Below are 25,014 nucleotides of genomic sequence, written 5' to 3'. Positions count from 1 at the left end.
GCACGGTTTCCCGATAAATACGACAAGACGAGATATCGACCATACGCGCACATTGTGTCCGTGTAGTGAATTTTGAGGGTGAAATTCCTGCACGATACAGCGCAACCTCGGGCGTCGTCGTGCGTGCAGTGTCGGGGCGTTTTGGCTCCCGCTGCACGCGTGGACACGTTCGTATCCGTACTCGCCCACATGCGCTGGCGATGAGGTGCAGGCCCGATGAAGGGATCGCCTCACCGATCGCACAGCGTGCAGCCAAGGAGAATCCGATGCCGTCCCTACTCGAATGCGTGGTGCCGCTGTTTCCCCGTTCATGGCGTCACGCGCAGCGGCAAGCCCCGCTGACTGCGGCGATCTGCGCAGCGCTGGCGCTGCTCCCGCTGTCTACAGTGCAGGCACAGGAGGCCCAGACCCAGGACGCCTCGGCGACCACATTGGAGCGGGTCAGCGTAACCGGTAGTCATATCCGCCGCATCGATGCCGAGACCGCCAGCCCGGTCATCACCATCGACCGCCAGCGGATCGAAGATAGCGGCCAGAACACCCTGGGCCAGTTACTGCAGCAACTGCCGGCGATGGCCGGCAATATGCCCAACATCGCGCTCAATTCCGGTTTCAGCCATGGTCGCGCGCTGGTTTCGCTGCGCAATCTCGGTCCCGAGCGCACCTTGGTTCTGGTCAATGGTCACCGCATGGCCGGGCCTGCCAGCAGCGTCGCCGCGGCCCCCGGTGTGGACGTCAACGCGATTCCGGCGGCGATGGTGGAACGGATCGAAGTGCTGACCGACGGCGCTTCTTCGGTCTATGGTTCCGATGCCATCGCCGGGGTGATCAACATCATCCTCAAGGACAAATACGATGGCTTTGCCGCCACTGCGGATTACGGCCAGAGTACGCATGGCGATGGCAATCGCCGTACGTTGGGTGTGGAGTGGGGCAAGAGCTGGGAGCGTGGCGGGCTGATTCTCGGTCTGAGCCAGAATTCCATGAACGCCCTCTACGATGCGGATCGCCCTTACGCCAGGACGGCGTTGCAGTATGTCAACGGCCAGCCGAAGGAAATACGCAGCGGCGGCACCCGCGCGTTTCTGGACGACGGTCGTGTACTGGTTCCGAATCATCCGCTTGCGCCAGGTGCGGTCGGCACCCAGGATTTTCATCCCTACGATCTGACGTTGGATACGCATAACATCTATGACGAGCAGTACCTGATTACCCCGGTGCAGCGCACCAACGCGTCGGCGCATGCCAGTTTCGATTTCACTGCGGACGTGCAGGGGTACCTGGACATGTTCTGGACCCGCAGCCAGACCACCTCGCAACTCGGCGCCTATGGCCTGGAAATGCCCAATGCCGCGCAGAATTACTACAACCCGTTCGGCAGCGCACTGACCCGTTATCTGTTGCGTTCGGTGCAGGCCAATACCCGTGTGTTCACTTCGACGATGTACCAGACCAACATCGTCGCCGGGTTGCGCGGAAAATTCGCCGACACCAGTTGGCAGTGGGATGCGGCGGCGGGGACTGCCCGCTACAAGGACACCCTGATTCGTCATGGCTTCTCGGTCACCTCGCGGCTGGACAACGCGGTGGGTGCTTCGTTCCGCGACAGCGACGGCACGATCAAATGTGGCACGCCCGGCAATGTGATCGCCGACTGCACCCCGATCAACGTGTTCAATCCGGATGACCCGGCCACCATCGCCGGGATCAAGGCCACTCAGAGTGTGGTGGATCTGGTGGACAAGAGCACGATGAAATTCGCCGAGGCCAGCGTCAACGGCGATCTGTTCGCGATGCCCGCCGGATCTGTGCAGGCCGCGTTGGGGCTGTCGCTGCGCAAGGATGGCTTCGCACAGGGAACGAGCAACCCGGTGGCCGCCGCCGATGCGGATGGCAAATGCGACTACAACGACGGCTGCATCATGAACCAGGGCCACGACGAGACGATCAAGGAGGCCTACGCCGAAGTGCTGGTCCCGCTACTCAAGGGCGTGACCGGTGCACAGGCGCTGAACCTCGACCTGGGCACGCGCTATTCCAGGTACGACTATTGGGGCAACACTACCAACAGCAAGGTCGCGCTGGAGTGGCGGCCGCTCGACAATCTGCTGGTCCGTGCCACCGGCTCGCAGGTGTTCCGCGCGCCATCGCTGGGCAACCTGTACGGTTCCCCGTTCAGTGGGGTGATCGACGACACTGGCGACTATAGCGATCCGTGCAATGGCTATACCGGCGGCGGCAATCCTGCGGCCTGCGTCAACGTGCCGCGCAACGGCAGTTTCGTCAACACCTCCGCGTTCAGGGTGATCACCACGGGGTCGGCCAACGCCGGTTTCGCGATCAAGCCCGAGCAAGGGCGCTCCTACGATGTGGGGGTGGTCTACGATCCGGGCTGGGCCGAGGGCCTGTCGTTGAATGTGGACAACTGGCGGGTGTCGCTCGAGGACATGCTCAACGGCACCAGCGTGAGCGAGGTGCTGCAGAATTGCTACGACGGGCAGAATGCGTATTGTCCTTTGATCCAGCGTGATACTGCCGGGCAATTGGTCAGCGTGACCGTGCCGTTTACGATCAACAGCGGCAAGGTCGATATTCGTGGCGACGATGTCGGCATCAAGTACGCGTTGCGCGATACGGCCTGGGGTAGCTTCCATGCCGGTGTCGATGCGACCTACCTGTCCCGTTATACCTTCAGTGGCGATCCCCACAACTACGTTGGCGAGACCTGGATCTACGGCAACACGCCGCGCTGGCGCGCCAACTTCAATCTGAGCTGGGACAACGGACCGTGGCATGCCAGTTGGAACACGCGGCTGATCGGGCGGACCACGGTCGGCAGCGCCTATGAAGATCTTTGCATTAACACCGCCGCCGATGGCAGTTGCGTGTACTTCCACGTCGGCACGGTGACTTATCACGACGTGACCCTGAGCCGGAAGTTCGACCGCCTGCACAGCACCGTGTCGGCTGGCGTGAACAACCTGGGCAACCGCACGCCGCCGCGCTATTACGGCTATTCCAGCGCGGCTAATACCGATGCCTACACATACGACACGTTGGGACGCTATTTCTGGGCGCGGATCAGGACCGAGTTTTGAGGCAGCGGCAAGGCCGGGACGCGCTCCTGCGGCGCTGGCGGCGCGCTGCCAGCATGCTGGTCGGCGCGCCGCTGCTTGGGCTCGCCTTGGTCTGCGCGCAGGCCAGCGCCGCGGCCCTGGCCGATGACGACGAAGGTCTGGATCGCAGCAACGCCGCGCTCGGCATGCCGCGTTTCAAGGGCGATGCGCAGCCCGTCCCGGCCACCGGCGTGGCCTTCGCTCCGGGCACAGGCTATCTGCCTCGGGTCTTCGCGGCCGACCGCGCGGCCGGTGCCGGCAGTGCGTCCGGCAAGGATTTCTGGATCGATCGCATGCTCGCGCGTCGAGGTCGCGGGGGGGGCAGCGATAGTGATAATGAGGACGGCAACCGCTGGTTGTTCACGCGTGGCCGCGCCGCGTACATGTACACCCATCGACCCGAGGTGCCGGGTTTCGTCGGCGATGTCGCCTATGTGCACAAGACCGGCCACGACGCCTTGTTCCGGTTGCAGGTGGACGGCGATGGCGCACCGCTGGCGTTGACCGAGGACAGCGCGCAACGGCGGCAGACACCAAGCTATTTCAGCAGCGTGTACACCGGCGCAGGCGTGCGCCTGCATCTGGTCAAGTTCATCACTGAACACAACGTGGCCGTGGCCGAGATCACCTTGTCCAGTACCGATGGCGTGGCACGCACGTTGCGCGTGCGTGCGATCTCGCCGATGGCCACGCACGCCGATGGCGCGGAATTGATTGGCGCGTTCGTCACCCACAACGCGATCACCACGGTCTTCCCGCGCTTGTCCGGGGATGGTTTTGCGGTCGATGGCGGCGGCCTGGTGCGGCGCGTGGTTGTCCCGGCGACCGGATCGTCGCCCACGTTGAAGGTGCAATTGGGCCTGGTTACACGCGAACTGCCGGCTTCGCGACAGGAGTACCGGCGCATCGCCGCGCAGTCGCCGCAGCAGGCCTACACCGAGCACGTCGTCGCCTATAACCGCTGGTGGGCCGACAACCTGCCGTATCTGGACACGCCCGAGGACAATTTCGACAAGACCCTGTTCTATCGCTGGTGGTTGCTGCGCTTCAATTTCCTCGATGCCGCAGTGCCCGGCAACGACTATCAGTTTCCGGTGGCGATCGAAGGCGTACTCGGCTACAACAACGCGATCGTGCTGACCACCGGCATGTTCATCGACGACCTTAAATACCTGCGCGATCCGACGGCTGCCTACGGTTCCTGGCTCGGTGCGGGCGAGACCGCCGGCGGCGGCAAGTACGTGGACAACCCCGGTGCGCCGGAAAACTGGTCCAACTCCTACGCCCAGTATCTCAGCGCCGCGGCGTGGCGGGCCTATCAGGTGCATGGCGGGCCGCCGGCGATCGCCGCGCAACTGGCGCGCTACGCCAGCGCCGACGTGGACGCGTTGCTGCGTGCCTACGATCGCAACGGCAACGGGTTGATCGAGTACGACTGGGCGGCGATGACCGGCAACGATGCCGATGCGGTTTCTTTCGACTGGGCCAAGCGCCATGGCCAGGCGCGCATGGACCGCAGCGAGAGCGCCTATGTGTACGCCAACGCGCAGGCGGCCGCGCAGGCGTCGCAACTGGCGGGCGACACCGCCACCGCGGTGCGGATGCAGGCACTGGCGGCGAAGATCCGCCATGCCGTGCTGCAGGTGCTGTGGCAGGACCACAGCGCCAGCGCCGACAGCATGGGCTTGCATGGCGACCTGCTCAAGCAACGTCAGGCCGAGGGGGCGCGCTTGCCGGTGGATTGGAAGGAAACCAATAACTATTACCCCTTCAGTGTCGGCTTGATGCCCAAGCGCGGCGACCCGGATGACGCCGCCAAGTACGTGCGCGCGTTGCGCCTGTTCGCCGACGCCCGGCAGTTTCCGCTGTTCCCGTTCTACACCGCCAACCAGGCCGACCTGCGCGCGCGTGGCGGTGGCGGTAGCAATAACTTCTCGGTGATCAATGCCACCGTCGCCTTTCGCTTGCTCGGCAGCGTGCTGCGCGATTATCACAGCCCCTATCTGGACGCTGACAGTTATCGCAAGCTGCTGTACTGGAATGCCTGGGCGCATTATGTCGATGGTGACAATCGTTATCCCGATCAGAACGAGTTCTGGGCCGAGGGCAGTGCCGCCGATGGTGGCCGGATCGGCTACCGTTCGTGGATCCACCATACCCAGCTCGGCGCTACCAACTTCACTGTGATCGAGGACGCGATGGGCCTGCGTCCGCGCAGCGACGCCATGATCGAGCTGTATCCCATCGACATCGGCTGGGATCACTTCGCCGCCGATCGCCTGCGTTATCGCAATCGCGATTTGAGCATCGTCTGGGACCGCGATGGCCGTCATTACGCGGGCGCTGCGCCCAAGGGGTATTCGCTGTATCTGGATGGCAAGCTCGCCTTCACCGTCGACCGCCTGGCGCACGTGCTCTACGATCCGGCAAGTGGTCGCGTGCAGGTGGCGCCGGATGCGGTCAATGCCGACGCCGCGCAGGTGCAGGTGTTGGCCGCGCACGCGCTGGCGTTGCAGACACCGCAGCAGGTGCGTTTCCCCGCAGGGGCGCGGATTGGCGCGGTCCTGGCGGACGCCGGGGTGGACATCGGCCTACCGGCCACTGCACGCAACCTGGCGCAAGGCGCGGCGGTCAGCGCCAGCTTCGCCGCCGAGGGCTTCCCGGCCACGGCGGCGGTGGATGGCAGCACCGCCAACGAACCATTCTGGGGTACTGTCGGATCGGCGACGCACAGCGATTGGATCGCCTTGGATCTAGGCCAACCGCAGACGTTGGATGACGTGCGTGTGTATTTTTATCGGAGTTCATCGCCGCCAGGCGAGCAGCACGGCTTCCCTTCCGGCACGCGCGCCGGCTACGCGCCGCCGTGGTTGTATGTGTTGCAGTACTTCGACGACGGCGTCTGGAAAACCGTGCCGGGCCAGGTGCGCGACAGGCCGATCGCACAGGGCAATCGCAACCGCATCCGTTTCCCGCCCTTGCGCGCGCAGCGCTGGCGCGTGCAGGTGACCCACGCTGGCCCGCAGCGCACTGGCATCAAAGAGATCCAGGCCTACGCCACGGGCATCGCGGCGCCTGTGGCGAGCGCCAATCAGGCGCCGCAAGTCGATGCCTGGCAGGAGGATGCTGTTGCGGCCGACGGTGCCGTGCGTCTGACCGGTCGGGTTGGCGACGACGCGCGACCGAACGGTACGCTGGCGTTGCAGTGGCGGGTACTGCGCACGCCGCCTGGCGGCGCGGCGATCTTCGCGCAAGCGCAGGACGCCAGCAGTACAGTGCGCTTCACTGTGCCCGGTGCTTACACGCTGCGCTTGCAGGCCGACGACGGTGCATTGCAGGGGCATGCGGATGTCGAGGTGATCGCTCCAGCATTGCCCGCCGAGCAGGCATTGCAGGTGCAGAGCGAGGCCGAACCCAGCGCGCAGTTCACCGCGGCCCATCACCGTCTGCAGGCGCTCAACGATGGGTGGAGGCCGGCATCGGGGCAGGTGCCGGCGGCGGATCGGCGCTGGGGCAGTTGGGGGCGCGCGCAGCCGGCGTCGGTGTGGGTGCAATACCAATGGCCGCAGCCGCAACGCTTGAATGCGACGGCGCTGTATTTTTGGGACGATCAGCCGCACGGCGGTGTGGATTTGCCGCGCGGCTGGACGTTGCAGTATCGCGATGGCACGCAGTGGCGCGATGTGGTCGTGCGCGGTGGCTATCCGGTGCTAGGTGGCGGCGCCGCGAGTCGGGTCGCATTCGCGCCGGTGACCACCACCGCGCTGCGCGTGATCCTGCAGACGGCTGTGCAGGGCGAAGGACATGCGGCGGTTGGCATCGACGAATGGCAAGTGTTCGCCGAGCGCGCGGTGGGCACCGAGGCGGTGGATGTGCGTGTGGCGCCGGGGCAACTGCCGGCATTGCCGGAACGGATCGCCGGCTATTTCGCCGATGGCAGCTGGGCCTGGTTGGGGGTGCGCTGGTCGCCGCTCGATCCGGCCGCGTTGGCCGCCGAGGGCCGTGTCCAAGTGCAGGGTCTGGCCGATGGCGCCGTGCCGGTGAGCGCCAGCCTCTGGGTGCGCGCGAATCCGCCGGGCCAGATCAACACGGTGCAGGCGCCGCCGCCGTTGCATGTGCGTGTCGGGCAAACGCCGGTGCTGCCGGCCTTCGTCGGCGTGCAGTACAACGACGGCTCGCGCGAGCGCGTGCCGGTGCGTTGGTCGCCGTTGGCGCCGATGGCCGATGCCATGCCGGGCAGCGTGAGCGTCGAGGGACAGGTACAAGGGCGCGACGGTCGCGGTGGCCTGCCGGTCCGTGTGCAATTGCTGATCGACCCGGCGTTGGCGCCATGAACGGGCAGTACGCGCGGGCGCTGTTGCTGCTGGCGGCATGCTGCGCGACGACTGGCGCCGTGCCAGCGTCGCCAGCGGCGCTACGTTCGCGTCAGGTGCATGCGGTCGGCAATCCGATCCTGGCCGACGGCCGCGATTACTCCGCCGACCCAGCGCCGCTGGTGGCCGACGGCAAGCTGTATATCATCGCCGGTCGCGACGAAGCGCCACCGGAGGTCAACGACTTCGTCATCCCGCGTTGGCAACTGCTGGTCACCGACGATGTCGGCCGTGGTCGCTGGACCTATTATCCCGCTTTGCTGCGCCCGGAGCAGGTGTTCGCCTGGGCGGCGCCGGGGCACGCTTACGCCGCGCAGATCGTGCAGGGCACGGATCGACGTTACTACCTGTATGCCCCGGTGCAAGAAGCGCACTCGCGCAATGCCGATCCGTTCGCGATCGGCGTGGCGGTGGCCGACAGTCCGCTGGGGCCGTGGCGCGACGCGCATCCGCAAGGGCCGATCCTGTCGCAGTCGCTGCCGGTGCGCAACACGATTCAGAACATCGACCCGACCGTGTTGGTCGACGACGATGGTCGCGTCTATGTGTATTGGGGCACCTTCGGGAAATTGTTCGGCATCGAACTGGAACGCGACATGGTCACGCCGAAGGGGCCGGTGGTCGCGGTGAACACCTTGGATGGATATTTCGAGGCGCCATGGTTGTTCAAGCGTCGTGATACTTACTACATGGCCTACGCCGCCAACAACGCCGGCCTCGGCTCGGCGTGTACGCCGACGCTGTATCACGCGTGCATCGCCTACGGCACTGCGCCATCGCCGCTGGGGCCGTGGACGTATCGCGGCGTGGTGCTGGATCCGGTGTCCTCGACCACCTCGCACCCCGGCATCGTCCAGTTCAAGGGCCAGTGGTACCTCGTCTATCACACCGCCGATGCCAAGGGCGGTGGTCATTTTCGCCGTAGCGTCGCCATCGATGCATTGCAGTGGGACGACAGCGTCACGCCGGCGCGCATGCGCAAGGTGGTGCCCACGCGCCCGCACAGGCCAACGCCGTCGCCGTCGCGCAACCTCGCCGCAGCGGCCATCGCCACCGCGTCCAATGGCCCCGCCATTCCGGTGCAGTACTGGATCGCCGCGCTCAACGATGGCGTGGTGAAGGCGCATCCGTTGCCGCCGCAGATGTGGGGGAGCTGGACCTCGCACAATCCGCCGCAGCAATGGATCCAGTACAGCTGGGACGTGCCGGTGACCTTGAACGGCAGTCGCATCGTGTTCTTCGCCGACCAGCTCGCCGGCGCCGCCATCGGTGTGGCGCCGCCACGCGCCTGGCACCTGGAATACCGCACGCAGGGGCGCTGGTTGCCGGTGCCGGGAGCCAGCCAATACCGATCCGCGCCGGGACGATTCCAGCAGGTCGCCTTCGCACCGGTGCGCACGCGCTGCGTGCGCGCGGTGTTCGATGCCTCAGGCGATGGCCGCACATATGCCGCGGTGGCGGTGCAGGAGTGGGAAATGCTCGCACCGCGAGCGCAGATTTTACCGCCGCGTGCGCCGCCGCACGCGGACGCATCTTGTGATACGAGAGTAGACATGCCATGAAATCAAAACGTGAGTCCATGAAGACGGCGGCTGCCGCACGATGGTTGCAGCAGGCATGGAGGTCCCCGCAGGCGGTCGCCATGGGAGTGCGCGGCTGCCTGATGCTGTTGCTGACGGCAATCCCCTTGTGGGCGTTGGCGGCCAGCGCTCCCAGCGAGGCCGATTACCGGAACGCGCAGTCCTTGCGCGCACGCTATGCCGCGCTGGTGGATCAGCAACCGTCCAATCCCGTCTGGGTCGATGGCGAACACTTTCTCTACCGCATTGGCCGGATGCGCGCGGGCAAGGCGCCACGGCAGGACTATCTGTTGGTGGATGTGCGTAGCGGCGAGCAACATCCCCTGTTCGATCCGCAGCGGCTGGCCGACGCGCTGACGCACGGCGGGGACGGCACGGTTGCCGCCGACGATCTGGAATTGCGTCAGGTGAGCATGCGCGCCGATGGCATGCTGTCTTTTGCGCGCGGTACCGCGACACACTGGCGTTGCGATCTGCACGCGTATCGCTGCGAACGGCAGCGCGACAGTGCTGCGGAGGCGGAGGATTCCTACGATTTGAACCCGCTACGCCAGGAAGGCCCGGAACATGCGCAATTGTCTCCGGATGGCCGCCAGCGTGCGTGGGTGGAGCAGGGTAATCTGGTGGTGGATCGCGCCGATGGCAGCGGCAAGGTTCAGCTCAGCCGCGATGGCGGCAAGGACGACTACTACGCCGCCGACAGCATTGCCTGGTCACCGGATTCCAGCCGGCTGGTCGCTTGGCGGGTCACGCCCGCCCCGCCGCACGTGGTGTATTACATCGAATCGGCGCCAGCCGATCAGTTGCAACCGAAGTTGCATCAACAAGTCTATGCCAAGCCCGGCGATCCACTGGCTGTCATCCGTCCGGTGTTGTTCGAGGTCGCCTCCCGGCGTGCGATCCAGATCGACAACGCCCTGTTTCCCAATCCGTTCGAGCTCAGCCCGCCACGCTGGCGAGACGATGGCCGCAGCTTCACCTTCGAGTACAACCAGCGCGGCCACCAGCTGTATCGAGTGATCGAAGCCGATGGCCACAGCGGCCACACGCGCACCTTGATCGAGGAAACCTCGCCCACCTTCATCGAATATTCCGACCTCAGTGGCGACCACATCAACGGCGGCAAGCACTTCCGCCAGGATCTGGACGACGGCAAGCAACTCCTGTGGGCCTCCGAGCGCGATGGCTGGGAACACCTGTACCTGTACGACGGCAAGAGCGGGCGCGTCGTGCGGCAAGTCACGCGCGGGCCGTGGGTGGTGCGCAAGGTCGATCGCGTCGATCAGACGACGCGCCAGGTCTGGTTCACCGCTGCGGGGATGAACCCTGGCGAGGATCCGTACTACCGCCATGCCTACCGCATCGGCCTGGACGGCGGCGAGCCGGTGGCGTTGACCCCGGAGGCGTCCGACCACCAGGTGTTCCCATCGCCGGACGGACACTGGTTGCTGGACCTGTATTCGCGTGTGGATCAGGCGCCGGTGCTGGTATTGCGTCGTGGCGAGGACGGCACGGTGGTGCGCACCATCGCGCATGCCGATATTTCCCGCCTGCTCGCCGCCGGCTGGCAGCAGCCGTTGCCGTTCCATGCGCCCGGGCGCGACGGCCACACCGAGATATGGGGCGTGATTCACCGTCCGCAAACACTGGATCCGGCGCACAAGTATCCGGTGGTGGAGGACATTTATGCCGGGCCGCAGGGCTCGTTCGTGCCGAAGACGTTCACCACGTGGGTCCCTGCGCTGACTGCGCTGGGGTTTGCGGTTGCGCAGATTGACGGCATGGGCACCAACAACCGGTCGCGCGCCTTCCACGACGTAGCCTGGCACAACCTCAAGGATGGCGGTTTCCCCGATCGCATTCTGTGGCACCAGGCCGCTGCGGCCCGTTATCCCTGGTATGCGATCGAGGGCGGCATCGGCGTGTTCGGTACTTCCGCCGGTGGTCAGAATGCGCTGGGCGCGCTGCTGTTCCATCCCGAGTTCTACCGCGTTGGCGTGGCCAATTCCGGCAGCCACGACAATCGCATGGACAAAATCTGGTGGAACGAGCAGTGGATGGGCTGGCCGATCGGGCCGTGGTACGCGGCCTCGTCCAATGTCGACAACGCTTGGCGTTTGCAGGGACATCTGCTGCTGGTGACCGGCGACATGGACCAGAACGTCGATCCGGCCAGTACCTTCCAGGTGGTCGATCGGCTGATCAAGGCCGGCAAGGAGTTCGATTTGTTGCTGGTGCCCGGTGGCGACCACGGCGCCGGTGGCGCATATGGCGAGCGTCGCTTGTTGGATTTCTTCGTGCGTTGGATGCAGCATGCGCCGACCCCCGATTGGAACCGTTCGCCCACCACCCAGCGCGCCGGACATCCGTGAGGCCGCAGGTGCGCGCGGGCAGGGCTGTGGGACGTTGCGTCCGGCGAGTCGGGATGCAACCGGTTTGCGAACAGGACGCTGCCGCCATCTGTTGATTGCGGTAAAGGCGGCGGATGTCGTTGGCCCGTTCCTCGTGCGATGAGCGGGAGCGGGTGTTCTGCCGCGCCTAGTCGCGGATGTGGCAATCGTGCCCGGTTTCCATGCCGGATGTTCCTACGCGTCAAGGATCACGGAGATTTTCAATGAGCGAGATCGTCTGTCGAAACTCCTGTCGTCGCGGCCGTATGGCCCGGTCGTTGCTGTTCGGTGCCATCGTCGCGGCGGCGGTGGCGCTTCCCGCCCTGCATGCGCAGGAATCCAGCGGCGGCCTGTACGGCGCCGTCGGCATGTATGCGCGCGATGCCGGCGCACAGGTCGTCATCCGCAACGTCAACACCAACGCCACGCAGCGCCGCAAGCCCGATGCGTCCGGCAAGTACGCGATCAGCGGGTTGAGTCCGGGGGAGTACGAGATCGCCCTGGTGTCCGGCGAGCAGACCGTAGCGAGCACACGGGCGGTGGTGCGCCCGGGCAGTTCCACCGCGGTGGCGCAACTGGATGGGCGACAGGCCGCCGCCACCGATCTGGGCGAGGTCAAGGTCACCGCCAGGGGGATCAACAACGCCACCGACAACACCGCGCCGATCGACGTCAGCACGCCGGAATTGGTGCGGCAATATTCCCAGGAGCTGTTCCGCAAGACCGGCGTGGACACCAGCGGCAACAACGGCACGGGCGGGCCGTACAGCAATCTGCTGACCGCGCTCCCGCAGCAATTCATGTCGCAGGTCGCTTCGCAGCCCTATGGCGGTTCCGGCTACGCGTCCTTCGGTGGCGGTTCCGGCACCGAGACGCGCTATTACGTCAACGAATTCGATACCACGTTCGATTACAACGGCGCTGGCGCCAATATGGTGCCAGGGGAGATGATCGGCTACGCCACGGTGATCGCCAATGGCGCTTCGGCCAAGTATTCCAATGCGATGGGCGGCTCGGTGTCGGCCGCGACAAAGTCGGGTGACAACACCTGGCGTGCCGGTTTTTCTTCCTATATCGTCCCGCCTTACTCGAGGCTGCTCAGGCGCCATACCGAGGACTATGCGCTGATCGACGCCGACGGCAACAGGACCTGGTTCCTGGAGGGCGGCAGCGCCACCAACGGGCAGCAGCAGACCGCGTTCAACAATACCTTCTGGGTTTCCGGCCCGCTGGTGCAGGACCGCCTGTTTGTCAATCTGGCCTACCAAGATGCCGAGCCGGCCTCGCGTAGCCGTTATATGTATGGCAGCACGCTGGGCTATTTCGCGCAGTTCATGCACACCTACCACAACCCCGCAGCGACGCTGACCTGGAACATCACCGAGAATCAGACACTGGACCTGGTGGCGGCGAGGAACAAGACCAAGGACTACACCACGATCTGGAAATTGGAAGTGCCTGGAAACCCGCAGTCGTCGAGGGACTATTTCCGCAACGTGCTGTTCAACATGAAGGAAGACTTCTACGTCGGACGCTACCGCTGGCACATGAACGACAGCATGGACCTGTCGCTGATGGGGGGCTATTTCACCCATTCCGAGCAGAACCTGTTCGCCGGCTCGGACATCTTCGCGCAGCGGATCAGTCACGATTCGGCTGGGAAAAACATCTACAACGTGCTCTCCGATGGCTCCCCCGACAGCGAAACTCCTTTCCAATACTCCAAACGTGGGTTCCGCGCGGACTGGGTCTGGCAACTGGGTGCGCACAAGATCGGCGCGGGTGCCGAGCATTATAGGTTCTACGAAAACAACCAAAGCACGTACGGCAAGAGCGGCCACTACACCTACTTCGACTACGCCGTGGCATCGCCGAGCAGAGACGACGTCAGCGGCATCGCCATTCCCGCCAATACGCCGTATTTGCGTTCCTTCGTGTCCTATTACGGTGGGCCGCTGACCCAGGCGAATCGTGGTACTTACGTGGAGGATTACTGGCAGGCGCTGGACGATCTGGTCGTGTATGCGGGCGTGCGCCGCGACAACAATCAGTCGATGCTCGACACCGGTCAGAGGGCATTGAATTTCTGGACCACGTCCCCGCGGTTCGGGCTGTCGTGGGACGTCAGGGGCGACAGTTCGATGAAGGCCGGTTTTACCTATGGTCTGTACAGCATGGCGGTGCCAGGGGTGATTCTGGACAACGCCCTGAACGATTCCATACAGCAGTACACCTACTACACCTATGCCGGTATCCATGCCGATGGGACGCCGGTCGATCCACGACAGTTCGGCAGCTACACCGTCGCCAGCAAGGTCTCCGACCCGCGTGTGGTGGCGTCGCGTAACATCAAGACCTCGCAGCAGCAGAACATCGGGCTGTATTTCCAGGACAACGGAACGTTCCCGAATTGGTCGCAAACGGTTGAGCTGAACTATTCGAACGTCAAGCGTGCGATTTCAGCCTGGCGCGACCTCAGCACGCCGGGCCATGGCAGCGCCGCCGAGCGCTACCTGCGATCGTTGGGTGATGCAGATCCTCACATCGATAACGTCGTGCTGGTCAATCCGGGGCGGGATCTCGTCCTGACCAACGACTTCGATCACGACGGCACGCTGAAAACCGTTGTCGTTCCGGCCTGGGCCTCGGGCTTGCCCAAGCCCAAGCGCAAGGCGTATACCTTCGTCGTCGAGATGGTCCATCCGGAAACCCCGGAACAGCCCTTCTTTCTACAGGCGAGCTACACCTGGAAGCATGTCTGGGGCAATTACGAAGGCTATTACGCCGAAGGCGACCCGGCCAGCAATATGCTCGGATCGCAGGTCTTCCAGTACGCCGCGCTGACCCAGGGGGCGAGCGGCAACCTGCCGCAGGACATCCGCCACGCGTTTGTGCTCAATACCGCGCATACGTTTGGCAGTAGCGGATTCAGCGCCGGACTGGGGGTGAACTGGCAGAGCGGTGCGAACAAATCCTGTTATTCGCAGTATCCCATCCTGACCGATGCCGCCAGCACCGCGGGCGAACATGCCTATTACTGTGGGGGCGTCGCGGTGAGTCGCGGCAGTCTGGGGCGCTTGCCGAGCTGGTGGCTACTCAACGCCAATACCGCCTGGGAGCATGCCTGGGGGCCGCACCGGCTGCGCCTGGAGTTCAACATCGGCAATCTCCTGAACAAGCAAACGCTTGTATTCGTCGACCCGTATTACGGTTACTACAACGGCTCGACCCTGGTCAGAGAGAACCGGTACGGCGGGCAGGCCTACCTGGCACCGCGATCGGCAAGCTTTGCGATCCGTTATAACTGGAATTGAGCCGAGCGTGGCCGGGTTTGCCTCGGTAGCGGCTGGCGCGGCACGTCGCTTCCGACATCGACTGTCAACCTCATGCGGAACGCAGCGCTGGCGAGAACACCGCGTAATGCGCTGGGGTCGCGCTTGCGATACCGCACGTTGGGGGCAGGCGGTGTCGGTTGCTGGCATGGTCGACGCAGCGCCGAGGAGGCGGACGATGGTCGAAATTCGTGCCAACTTCCGCATGCATTGCCGCCGTCGCCGACAAGACAGTGTGCTGGTGCGATGGGATAGTCCAAGCAGCGTGCGGGGCGTTGTGCCGGGTGATGCGCTGTTGCTGTGTCTGGGTCATTCCGAAATGCACGTGCGTCATCCCATCCGTGCTGTGCGGGTGGTCGTCGAGGAGGAGTGCCAGATGCCGATGTTGAGCCGTGTATCGTTCGTCAGTCTGGAAGAGGGCGCGCGATGAGCAAAACACCCTGGAGCTGCGATGGCGCAATAGGCGATAGCTTCGGGCGTCATCGCGATCACGCCGCAGGCGCGGCGCTGGATCCGTCGCGGCGTCGTTTCCTGCAATGGAGCGCGTTGGCGATGGCGGCCGGATTGCTGCGCTTTCCGCAAGATGCCGCCGCCTCCACCCCTGGGCGGGTGCAGGCATTGCCGCTGCGGCAGGTCACGCTCAAGCCGTCGCTGTTTCTGGATTCGCTGCAAACCAACCGCCGCTACCTGCTGGAACTGGAGCCGGACCGCCTGCTGCACAACTTCCTGCAGTATGCCGGGTTGCCGCCGAAGGGGGCGGTCTACGGCGGCTGGGAGGGCGATACCATCGCCGGGCATACCCTGGGGCATTACCTCAGCGCGTTGTCCAAGATGCACGCGCAGACCCGCGATAGCAGCTTGCGCACGCGCATCGACTACATCGTCGCCGAGTTGGCGCGCGCGCAGGCGCAGGACCCGGACGGCTATGTCGGCGGCTTTACCCGCAAGAACGACAACGGCAAGATCGAGGGCGGCAAGGCGGTGCTGGAGGATCTGCGCCGCGGCATCATCAAGGGCGGCAAGTTCAATCTCAACGGCAGTTGGTCGCCGCTGTACACCCAGCACAAGCTGTTCGCCGGCCTGCTCGACGCGCATGCACTGGGCGGTAACGCGCAGGCGCTGACGGTGCTGGTGAAGGTGGCCGGCTACTTCGCCGGGGTGTTCGACGCGCTCGACCATGCGCAGATGCAGACCTTGCTGGACACCGAGTTCGGTGGGCTCAACGAATCCTTCATCGAGCTGGGCGCGCGCACCGGTCAGGAGCGCTGGATTGCGATCGGCAAGCGCCTGCGCCACGAGAAGATCATCGACCCGCTGGCGGCCGGGCACGATGTGCTGCCGCACATCCACGCCAATACTCAGGTGCCCAAGTTCATCGGCGAGGCGCGCCAGTTCGAAGTCGCAGGCGATGCCGATGCGGCGGCGGCGGCGCGCTTTTTCTGGGAGACGGTGACCGCGCACTACAGTTATGTGATCGGTGGGAATTCGGACCGCGAGTATTTTCAGGAGCCGGACAGCATCGCCGGGTTCCTCACCGAGCAGACCTGCGAGCATTGCAACAGCTACAACATGCTCAAGCTGACCCGGCACCTGTACCAATGGACGCCGCAGGCGCGCTATTTCGACTACTACGAACGCACCTTGCACAATCACACGATGGCCGCGCAGCATCCGGCCACCGGCATGTTTACTTACATGACGCCGATGATCAGCGGTGGCGAGCGCGGGTTTTCCGAGAAGTTCGATTCGTTTTGGTGCTGCGTGGGCAGCGGCATGGAGGCGCATGCGCAGTTCGGCGACGCGATTTACTGGCAGGATGAGGCGGCGTTGTATGTCAACCTGTACATTCCCTCGCGGCTGGATTGGAGCGAGCGCGATCTGGCGCTGGAACTGGACAGCGGCGTGCCCGAAAACGGCAAGGTGCGTTTGCAGGTGCTGCGTGCCGGCGCGCGCGCGCCGCGGCGCCTGCTGTTGCGGGTGCCCGCCTGGTGCCAGGGAAGCTATACGCTGCGTCTCAATGGCAAGCCGCTGCGGCGCACGCCCATCGATGGCTATCTGGCGTTGGAGCGCGACTGGCGCAGTGGCGACGTGATCGAACTGGAACTGGCGACGCCGCTGCGGCTGGAGCATGCGGCGGGCGATCCCGAGAGCGTGGTGGTGATGCGCGGTCCGCTGGCCTTGGCCGCCGATCTCGGGCCGGTCAGTACGCCTTACGATGCACCGGATCCGGCGCTGGTGGCGACGGCCGATCCGCTGGCCGGTTTTGTCGAACTGCCGCAGCCGGGGCATTTTCTCGCCAGCGACACCCAGCCGCCGGGCCTGACCTTCGTGCCGTTCTATGCCCAGTACGAACGGCGCAGTGCGCTGTACTTCAAGCGCATGCAGCCGGCCCAGTGGACACAGGAAGCGGCGCGGCGCGCGCGCCGGCAGGCCGAGCAGGATAGTCTGCGCGCGATTGCGGTGGACATGATTCAGTTCGGCGACGAAGCGTCGGAGAAAGCGCACAAACTGCGCAGCGACACCTCCTTCGGTGGCGCCTACCGCCGCCAGCAATGTCGCGATGTGCGTGGCAAGGGCTTCGTCGAATTTCAGATGCGAGGTAGTCAACAGCCGTTGGCGCTGCGCCTGCGGTTCTGGGGCAGCGACAAGGGCCGCTTCAATATTCTGGTGAACGGCAAGCTGGCCGTCGAGGTCCAGGTGGAAGGCGGGCAGGTGATCGATTTCGTCGATCGCAACTATTCGCTGCCGCCGGCGTTGACCCTCGATGCCGCAGTGCTGACCTTCCGCTTCGAACCGCAGCATGGCGATACCGCCGGGCCGCTGTTCGGCGGTTGGCTGATCCCAGCCGCCCGCGCATGACCACCCGCGTTGCACCGGGCGGCGTGTTCGAACGGGACTCGATGGCCGCCTCGCGCGTGCGCGCCGTGCCCTCCGCCAGTCGCTGGCTGTGGCGGTGCCTGTTCGCTCTGGCCGCACTTGGCGGTGCGGGTTGCGCGCATGCGCCGCCTTCAGCCGCCGCGATGGTGGCGGCCAGTCCGTTGCAGGGAGTGTGGGTGATTGCTCAGGGGGCAGCGTTTCCGGGTCTGCGTTATCTGCGCATCGCCCAGCGCGACGGTCATGCGCAGGGCAGCATCACCACCGACTGGTACGGCGATCTGCCGATGCAGCTGTTGCGCCTGGACGGCACAGTGGCCCGGTTCGCGATCGACAACGGCAATACGCGCTTGCCGGCGCAGCCATGGACCGCAACACTGGAACACGGCCAACTGCATCTGGTCGGCCGCATCTGGTACCAACAGATCGACCTGCGTGCTACCCGCGGCAGCGAGGCCGACGCAGCGCGGCTGGCGTTCCAATTCGCACCGCTGCCGGCTTACACGCCGTTGCCGAGCGATGGCCTGGCGCGAACCCCGCCACTGGGCTGGAACAGTTGGAACCGCTTCGGTGAGCATATCGACGACGCTACGGTGCGCCGCATCGCCGATGCCATGGTCGCGTCCGGCTTGCGCGATGCCGGTTACGTCTACGTCAACATCGACGACGGTTGGCAGGGCCAGCGCGACCGTGACGGCGTATTGCAGCCGAACGCACGTTTCCCCGACATGCGTGCGTTGGCCGACTACGTGCATGCCAAGGGGCTCAAGCTCGGCCTGTACAGTTCGCCGGGGCCGAAGAGTTGCGCTGGCTATACCGGCAGCTACGGCCACGTCGAACAGGACGCGCGCACCTGGGCGGGCTGGGGCATCGACTATCTCAAATACGACCTGTGCTCGGGCGAAGGCATCTTCCGCGAACCGCAGCAGGTGCGCCGCGCCTACTTGCAGATGGGCCAGGCGTTGCGCGCCAGTGGGCGACCCATCGTTTATAGCCTGTGCGAGTACGGGCGCGATCATGTCGGCCAATGGGGCCGCGAGGTCGGCGGGCATTTGTGGCGCACCACCGGCGACATCGAGGACACCTACGCGAAAATGGCCGCCAACGGCTTCGACCACAACGGCGATCCGGCCGATGCCGGCCCTGGTGGCTGGAACGATCCGGATATGCTCGAGGTCGGCAACGGCGGCATGAGCGAGGACGAATACCGCACGCATCTGGCGCTGTGGGCCATGTCGGCGGCGCCGTTGCTGTTGGGTAACGACCTGCGGCAGATGACCCCGGTCACGGTGGCGTTATTGCGCAACCGGGCGGTGTTGGCGATCGATCAGGATGCGTTGGGCGTGCAGGGCAGGGCGGTGCGCAAGGACGGCGCGATCGAAATTTGGCGCAAGCCGTTGGCCGATGGCGGCGTTGCGTTGGGCGTGTTCAACCGCGACGCGCAGCCGCACCTGGTGGTGCTGACCGCGCAGGACGCCGGAACCGCATTGCAGGGCCGGCGCTGGCGCGATCTATGGCAGGGCCAGACGCGCCCGGCGCGCCAACTGCGCAGCGTGCAGGTCGCTGCGCATGGCGTGGTATTGCTGCGGCTGTCGCCGCCGCAGGTTGCACGCAGGCATTGAGTCGGCAGCCAAGGTGGATGCAGTGTCGTGCGCGGCATCGGCGACGCCACGCATTCGCTTGTGTGTTGCGCGTGTGCTCCGATAGAGCGGTCGATGGCTGCTGTGTCTGCTCTGATCGGACACATTGCGCATGCCTGCCGGTCGCTTGCACCGTCGTGCCGCGTCATCACGACCATGCGTTATTCCGCATGCGAAACCGCTAATTGCGACAAGACGCGAATGCGTGATCCGGTGCAAATTGTGACCAGGTTATAAAGATTTGATCTCAGTTTTGTCGGTTTATCCGCCTGCACGCGGGATTGCAGCGTGCAGACGGTCTGGTTCGTCCTTCATGCACGCGTCGGGATTTACGCGGCGCGATGGAGGTTTTGCATCCCGCATGCGGCCGGTCGACGGACTGAACCCGCCGTAGCGTCTCCGGTGCCCTCCAGGTGCCATGTTCGTTATGTGGTCCGTCCGCTGGCGCAGCGCTGGTGTGGTGCCGTTCGGCCTGCGTTTTTCCAATGCTGTTTTGCTTCGTCATCACCCAAGGAGATTTTCCATGCCGTTTCCGCCGCCATACCCTTCTTCTCATCGTCATGTCGTATCGCCGTTGGCACTGGCGGTCGCCGTCGCCTCCTCGCTGGGGAGTGTGTGGTCGGTGCAAGCGCAACAGATGCCTGCCGACGGTGCACCGCAGACCTTGGATAGTGTTGTGGTGACCGGCTCGCGGTTGCGTCGGGTCGATGCGGAGACCGCCAATCCGGTGGTGACGATCAACCGTGCGCAGATCGAGGCGACCGGCAAGGCCACGCTCGGCGACCTGGTGCAGGAACTGCCGTCGATCGCCGGCAACGCGACCAACCCCAATACCAACAATGGTGGCGGTACCGGTGCTTCGGTGGTTTCGTTGCGCGGTCTCGGCGACAAGCGCACGTTGATTCTGGTCAACGGCACGCGTCTGGCCAACAACGATGTCAACGCGATTCCCGCGACGATGATCGAGCGAGTGGAGGTGCTCAGCGACGGTGCTTCGGCGGTATACGGTTCGGATGCGATCGGTGGGGTGGTCAACTTCATTCTGCGCAAGGGCTTCGATGGCATCGAATTCAGTAGCGACTTCGGTACCAGCGCGCGCAGCGATGGCAACCGGCGCAATTTTTCGCTCACAGCGGGCAAGACCGGCGAGCGCAGCAGTCTCGTCGCGGGGCTGTCCTATCACGACATCGATCCGGTCTCTGCCGGGGAACGTAGTTACTCCAGGAACGCGCTGTCGCTGATCAATGGCAAGTCGGTGAAGCAGGGTTCCTCGGCCACGCCCACCGGCAGCGTCAGCTTCAACGATGGCTCGCCCGCCGCCGATGCGCTGGCGGCCAGCAACGGCTGTTCGCGGGTGACCTTCAATGGAGGCAGCAGCAGCCCGACCAACCCCAGCCAGTATCACTGCTACGTCGCTTCCACCGATTCCTACAACTATCAGCCGTACAACCTGTTGCAGACGCCACAGAAGCGCACCAATGCCTTTGTGATCGGCACGTTTCGCTTCGACGATCACCTGGAAGGCTACGTCAACACGTACTTCAGCAAGACCTCCTCGGCCTCGGTGATCGCGCCGATCCCACTCTTCGCCAACGGCGACAATTTTCTAGTTTCGGCGAACAGCTACTACAACCCATTCGGCATCGACTTCGGCACCGACCGCAGTACCGGCAACTCCTACAGCAGCTTCAATACCCGTGCCACGGTGCTGGGCAACCGCCGCTATGAATACAACACTTACAATTTCCAGATCACTCCCGGTCTGCGCGGCAGCTTCGGCGACAGTTCCTGGCAGTGGGATGCCAGCGTCACTTACGGCAAGGTCAAGCAGAAATCGATCAATGAGGGCTTCTTGGACTACGCCGGTTTCAATGCCGCGGTCGGGCCGTCGTTTCTGGATCGCGACGGCACGGTCAAGTGCGGCAGCGCCGGTGCGGTGATCGCCGGCTGCACCCCGATCGACGTGTTCAACCTCAACAACCCAGGGAACCAGGCCGGGTTGCGGGCGCTGCAAGTCAATCCGATGGTGACCAACGTGTACACCGTCAAACAGTTCGAAGCCAACGTCAACGGCAACCTGTTCGATCTGCCGGCCGGTGCGGTGAGTCTGGCGGCCGGTGTGGCCTACCGCAAGGAACGCACCTCGACCGCCGCCGATCCGCTGTGGACGGGCGACGAGAACGGCATCTGCGGGGTGCTCGAATACTGCGCCAGCGTGCTCGGTGGCAGTTTCAGCGTCAAGGAAGCCTATGCCGAGGCGTTGTTCCCGTTGCTGGCGGGGCTGCCTGGCGTGCATTCGCTGAACCTGACCGTCGGCAGCCGCTTTTCCGATTACGACACGGTCGGCAGCAAGACCAACAGCAAACTGGCGTTGGAGTACCGTCCGGTCGAGAACCTGTTGCTGCGCGGCACGGTCTCGCAGGTGTTCCGTGCGCCCAACATCAGCGAGCTTTACTCCGGTGTGGTCGGTGATGCCCCGGCGGTCAACGATCCGTGCGACGGCTACAGTGGCGGACACGCGGCGGCCTGTGCCCACGTACCCACCGATGGCAGCTACCAGCAGGAGAACAATCAGGTGTCCGCCAAGGCTTCAGGCGCGGTGGTGGCCGGCTACCGGCTCAAACCGGAAACCGGCAAGTCCTACGATTTCGGCATGGTTTACGACCCGGGTTGGGTGGACGGTCTGTCGCTGAGCACGGACCTGTGGAAGATCGACTTGAAGGACACCATCACCCAGGTGTCGGCGCAGACCGTGCTGAACCAGTGCTACGCCAACGACGCGAGTCCGTTCTGTCCGCTGATCCATCGCAACGACAATGGCACGATCAACTATATCGCCGAGCCGACCGTGAATTTGGGCAAGTTGTGGGCCAGCGGTGCCGATTTCAGCCTGAACTATCGCTTGCCGCAGACCGCCTGGGGTAGCTTCAATGCCAGCCTCAACGGCACCTATGTGATCCGCTACGATATTAATCCGAATACCGCCGATCCCGACACCGTCACCATCCACAATGCCGGCAAGTACACCTACGCTTACGGCAATTTCCCGCGCTGGCGTGGCCTCGGCACGTTGAGCTGGAATCTGGGCGACTGGAGTGCGTCTTGGCGCGTGCGTTATGTCGGCCGCACCGAGATTGGCAGTGCCGACGCGCGTCAGGGGTTGTCGGCCGATATCGGCCAGGCCAATGTGGTGCGCGACATCGGCGCCTATGTCTATCACAGCGTGCAGGTCGGCTATCAGGTCAAGCCGTGGCACACTCGCTTCGAAGTGGGCGTGGACAACCTGACCGACCGACAGCCGCCACTGTACTACGCCAACAACGTCGTCAATGCCAACACCGATGTGGCGACCTACGATCTACTCGGGCGTTACTACTGGGCGCGGGCGACGGTGAAGTTCTAAGCTGGTGAGGTTTTAAGTTAATGCAGGCGTGAGTGCTGCTGGTCGCGTCGGGAGCGTGATGCACCGGCGCATTGCAGCGTTTCGTGCGCTGCAAGCCGATGTCGACGATGGACGAAAAAAGGGCCCGTAGGCCCTTTTTTCGTTTCCGCTTTTCTTTGCAATGTCGGTGCGCTGTGGCCTGCGTCGCGCGGTGCGACGCGCAGGTGCGTCACTGCTTACGCCGACAGCTCCAGCAACAGCTTGTTGAGCCGACGCACGTAGGCGGCCGGGTCCTTGAGGCTGTCGCCGGCGGCCAGCGCGGCCTGATCGAACAGCACCCGCGCCAGATCACCGAAACGATCGACATCGGGTTCCGCATCCAGTTTCTCGATCAGCGGATGCGCGGGGTTGAACTCGAACACCGGCTTGCTCTCCGGCAGCTTCTGCCCGCTGGCTTCCAGGATCTGCCGCATTTGCAGACCCATGTCGCCCTGGCCGATGGCAAGAATCGCCGGCGAATCGGTCAGCCGGTGCGAGACCCGCACCTCGGCGACCTCGTCCTTGAGTACCTGCTGGATGCGCTCGGCCAGCCCTTGCTTGGCCTTGGCGGCTTCTTCCTGCGCCTGCTTTTCTTCTTCGCTGTCCAGCTTGCCCAGGTCCAGGTCGCCGCGCGCCACATCGACGAAGGATTTGCTGTCGAACTCGGTGAGATAGCTCATCAGCCACTCGTCGATGCGGTCGGTGAGCAGGAGCACCTCGATGCCCTTCTTGCGGAACACCTCTAGGTGCGGGCTGTCCTTGATTTGCGCGTAGCTTTCGCCGGTCAGGTAGTACAGCTTGTCCTGGCCGTCTTTCATCCGCGCCACGTAGTCGGCCAGTGACACGTTCTGGGCGTCGTCGCCGCTGTGGGTGGACGCGAAGCGCAGCAGGCCGGCGATCTTTTCGCGGTTGCCGAAGTCCTGGGCCGGGCCTTCCTTCAGCACCTGGCCGAAGTTCTTCCACACGCCCTTGTAGCGTTCGGGATCGTCTTTGGCCAGCTTTTCCAGCATGTCCAGTGCGCGCTTGGTCAGCGCCGATTTCATCGAGTCGATCACCGGGCCTGATTGCAGGATTTCGCGCGAGACGTTCAGCGGCAGATCGCTGGAATCGACGATGCCCTTGATGAAGCGCAGGTACAGCGGCAGGAACTGGTCGGCCTGGTCCATGATGAAGACGCGCTGCACGTATAGCTTGAGCCCGCGCGAGGCATCGCGCTGGTACAGGTCGAACGGGGCGCGGCCGGGCAGGTACAGCAGCGAGGTGTATTCCAGTTTGCCTTCGACCTTGTTATGGCTCCACGCCACCGGGTTTTCGTGGTCGTGGGCAATGTGCTTGTACAGTTCCTGGTATTCCTCGTCCTTGATCTCGGTGCGCGGCCGTGTCCACAGCGCGCTGGCGCGATTGACGGTCTCCCACTCGGGGGTTTCCGGCTTGTCCTTGTCCTCGCCGTAGTGTTCCTTGATTAGCTCGATCGGCAAGGCGATGTGGTCGGAGTACTTGCGCACGATGCTGCGCAACTTCCAACCGTCGGCGAAGCCTTTCTCTTCCTCCTTCAGTTGCAGCACGATGCGGGTGCCGCGCTCGGGCTTGTCGATGGTGGCGACCTCGAACTCGCCTTCGCCACGCGAGGACCAGTGCACGCCGTCGCTGGCCGGCAGCCCGGCGCGGCGGCTGTACACGTCCACTTGATCGGCGACGATGAAGGCGCTGTAGAAGCCGACACCGAACTGGCCGATCAGATGCGAATCCTTCTTCTGATCGCCGGACAGATGCTTGAGGAAATCGGAGGTGCCGGATTTGGCGATGGTGCCCAGGTGCGCGACGATCTCCTCGCGGCTCATGCCGATGCCGTTGTCGTCGATGGTGACGGTGCCGGCGTCCTTGTCGAAGCCGATGCGGATGCGCAGTTGCGCATCGCCGTCCAGAAGTTCCGGCTTGACCAGTGCCTCGAAGCGCAGTTTGTCGGCCGCGTCGGAGGCATTGGAGATCAGCTCGCGCAGGAAGATCTCCTTGTTGGAATACAACGAATGGATCATCAGCTGCAGCAGCTGTTTGACCTCGGTCTGAAAGCCCAGGGTTTCTTTTTGGGTTTCCACGCTCATCGGTAGGTGCTCCATGGAGGACGGATGGCCGTGCGCGGGGGCGCGCGGCTCTGTCAGCGGACATGGTGGCGGCAGAGGCCGGCTTCAAGCCGTGCCCGATGCATACGCCGCAGAGGGGGCTGGTCTATCATCTCGGTTCCGTTCCGCAACGTTTGCCGTCGATGCCGCCCCTGTGCCTGGTTTCTG

10 protein-coding genes are annotated in these 25,014 nt (G+C 64.2%); 9 read left to right on the top strand and 1 reads right to left on the bottom strand.

Translation table 11 applies throughout. The annotated features are described in order from the left end of the window. Positions 1-266: 266 nt before the first annotated feature. The 9 genes from XaFJ1_RS09405 (at position 267) to XaFJ1_RS09365 (ending at position 22,708) form a co-directional block, all read left to right on the top strand. Complete coding sequence (locus XaFJ1_RS09405; RefSeq protein WP_012916439.1) at positions 267-3,098, top strand: TonB-dependent receptor domain-containing protein; 2,832 nt, start codon at positions 267-269, stop codon at positions 3,096-3,098. Between the two features lie 53 nt (positions 3,099-3,151). Beyond that, the gene (locus tag XaFJ1_RS09400) at positions 3,152-7,450 is read left to right on the top strand and encodes an Ig-like domain-containing protein (protein ID WP_012916438.1); all 4,299 of its coding nucleotides are present in this window, start codon (positions 3,152-3,154) and stop codon (positions 7,448-7,450) included. Further along, positions 7,447-9,051: a family 43 glycosylhydrolase gene (locus tag XaFJ1_RS09395; protein ID WP_012916437.1), complete on the top strand. Its 1,605-nt coding sequence runs from the start codon at positions 7,447-7,449 to the stop codon at positions 9,049-9,051. Before XaFJ1_RS09400 ends, XaFJ1_RS09395 begins: the two co-directional genes overlap by 4 nt. Positions 9,052-9,131: 80 nt before the next feature. Beyond that, positions 9,132-11,441 (top strand): S9 family peptidase, encoded by a 2,310-nt coding sequence (locus XaFJ1_RS09390; protein ID WP_012916436.1) that lies wholly within the window; start codon positions 9,132-9,134, stop codon positions 11,439-11,441. A 242-nt stretch (positions 11,442-11,683) separates the two neighbouring features. After that, positions 11,684-14,773, top strand: a complete 3,090-nt coding sequence (locus tag XaFJ1_RS09385) for a TonB-dependent receptor (RefSeq protein ID WP_155393675.1) — start codon at positions 11,684-11,686, stop codon at positions 14,771-14,773. Positions 14,774-14,969: 196 nt separating this feature from the next. Beyond that, on the top strand, positions 14,970-15,221 hold the full coding sequence (locus XaFJ1_RS09380) for a hypothetical protein (protein WP_045756915.1): 252 nt from the start codon (positions 14,970-14,972) through the stop codon (positions 15,219-15,221). Then, positions 15,218-17,650: a glycoside hydrolase family 127 protein gene (locus tag XaFJ1_RS09375; RefSeq protein WP_012916434.1), complete on the top strand. Its 2,433-nt coding sequence runs from the start codon at positions 15,218-15,220 to the stop codon at positions 17,648-17,650. The genes XaFJ1_RS09380 and XaFJ1_RS09375 overlap by 4 nt, the downstream gene beginning before the upstream one ends. After that, positions 17,647-19,287, top strand: a complete 1,641-nt coding sequence (locus XaFJ1_RS09370) for a glycoside hydrolase family 27 protein (RefSeq protein ID WP_230598075.1) — start codon at positions 17,647-17,649, stop codon at positions 19,285-19,287. The genes XaFJ1_RS09375 and XaFJ1_RS09370 overlap by 4 nt, the downstream gene beginning before the upstream one ends. Positions 19,288-19,828: 541 nt before the next feature. Next, complete coding sequence (locus XaFJ1_RS09365; RefSeq protein WP_012916432.1) at positions 19,829-22,708, top strand: TonB-dependent receptor; 2,880 nt, start codon at positions 19,829-19,831, stop codon at positions 22,706-22,708. A 215-nt stretch (positions 22,709-22,923) separates the two neighbouring features. Here XaFJ1_RS09365 and htpG read toward each other — a convergent pair whose 3' ends face one another. Further along, the gene (htpG, locus tag XaFJ1_RS09360) at positions 22,924-24,828 is read right to left on the bottom strand and encodes a molecular chaperone HtpG (RefSeq protein WP_012916431.1); all 1,905 of its coding nucleotides are present in this window, start codon (positions 24,826-24,828) and stop codon (positions 22,924-22,926) included. Positions 24,829-25,014 lie beyond the last annotated feature (186 nt).

This window comes from Xanthomonas albilineans (genome assembly GCF_009931595.1).
Lineage (GTDB): Bacteria > Pseudomonadota > Gammaproteobacteria > Xanthomonadales > Xanthomonadaceae > Xanthomonas_A > Xanthomonas_A albilineans.
Note: the sequence above shows the minus strand (reverse complement) of the source record. Positions and strands in the feature narration are given on the sequence as shown.

Bases quoted from the DNA above. Each gene is read 5' to 3' on its own strand.
- XaFJ1_RS09405 (WP_012916439.1), top strand. From the start codon at position 267: ATGCCGTCCCTACTCGAATGCGTGGTGCCGCTGTTTCCCCGTTCATGG.
- XaFJ1_RS09400 (WP_012916438.1), top strand. From the start codon at position 3,152: ATGCTGGTCGGCGCGCCGCTGCTTGGGCTCGCCTTGGTCTGCGCGCAG.
- XaFJ1_RS09395 (WP_012916437.1), top strand. From the start codon at position 7,447: ATGAACGGGCAGTACGCGCGGGCGCTGTTGCTGCTGGCGGCATGCTGC.
- XaFJ1_RS09390 (WP_012916436.1), top strand. From the start codon at position 9,132: ATGGGAGTGCGCGGCTGCCTGATGCTGTTGCTGACGGCAATCCCCTTG.
- XaFJ1_RS09385 (WP_155393675.1), top strand. From the start codon at position 11,684: ATGAGCGAGATCGTCTGTCGAAACTCCTGTCGTCGCGGCCGTATGGCC.
- XaFJ1_RS09380 (WP_045756915.1), top strand. From the start codon at position 14,970: ATGGTCGAAATTCGTGCCAACTTCCGCATGCATTGCCGCCGTCGCCGA.
- XaFJ1_RS09375 (WP_012916434.1), top strand. From the start codon at position 15,218: ATGAGCAAAACACCCTGGAGCTGCGATGGCGCAATAGGCGATAGCTTC.
- XaFJ1_RS09370 (WP_230598075.1), top strand. From the start codon at position 17,647: ATGACCACCCGCGTTGCACCGGGCGGCGTGTTCGAACGGGACTCGATG.
- XaFJ1_RS09365 (WP_012916432.1), top strand. From the start codon at position 19,829: ATGCCGTTTCCGCCGCCATACCCTTCTTCTCATCGTCATGTCGTATCG.
- htpG (WP_012916431.1), bottom strand. From the start codon at position 24,828: ATGAGCGTGGAAACCCAAAAAGAAACCCTGGGCTTTCAGACCGAGGTC.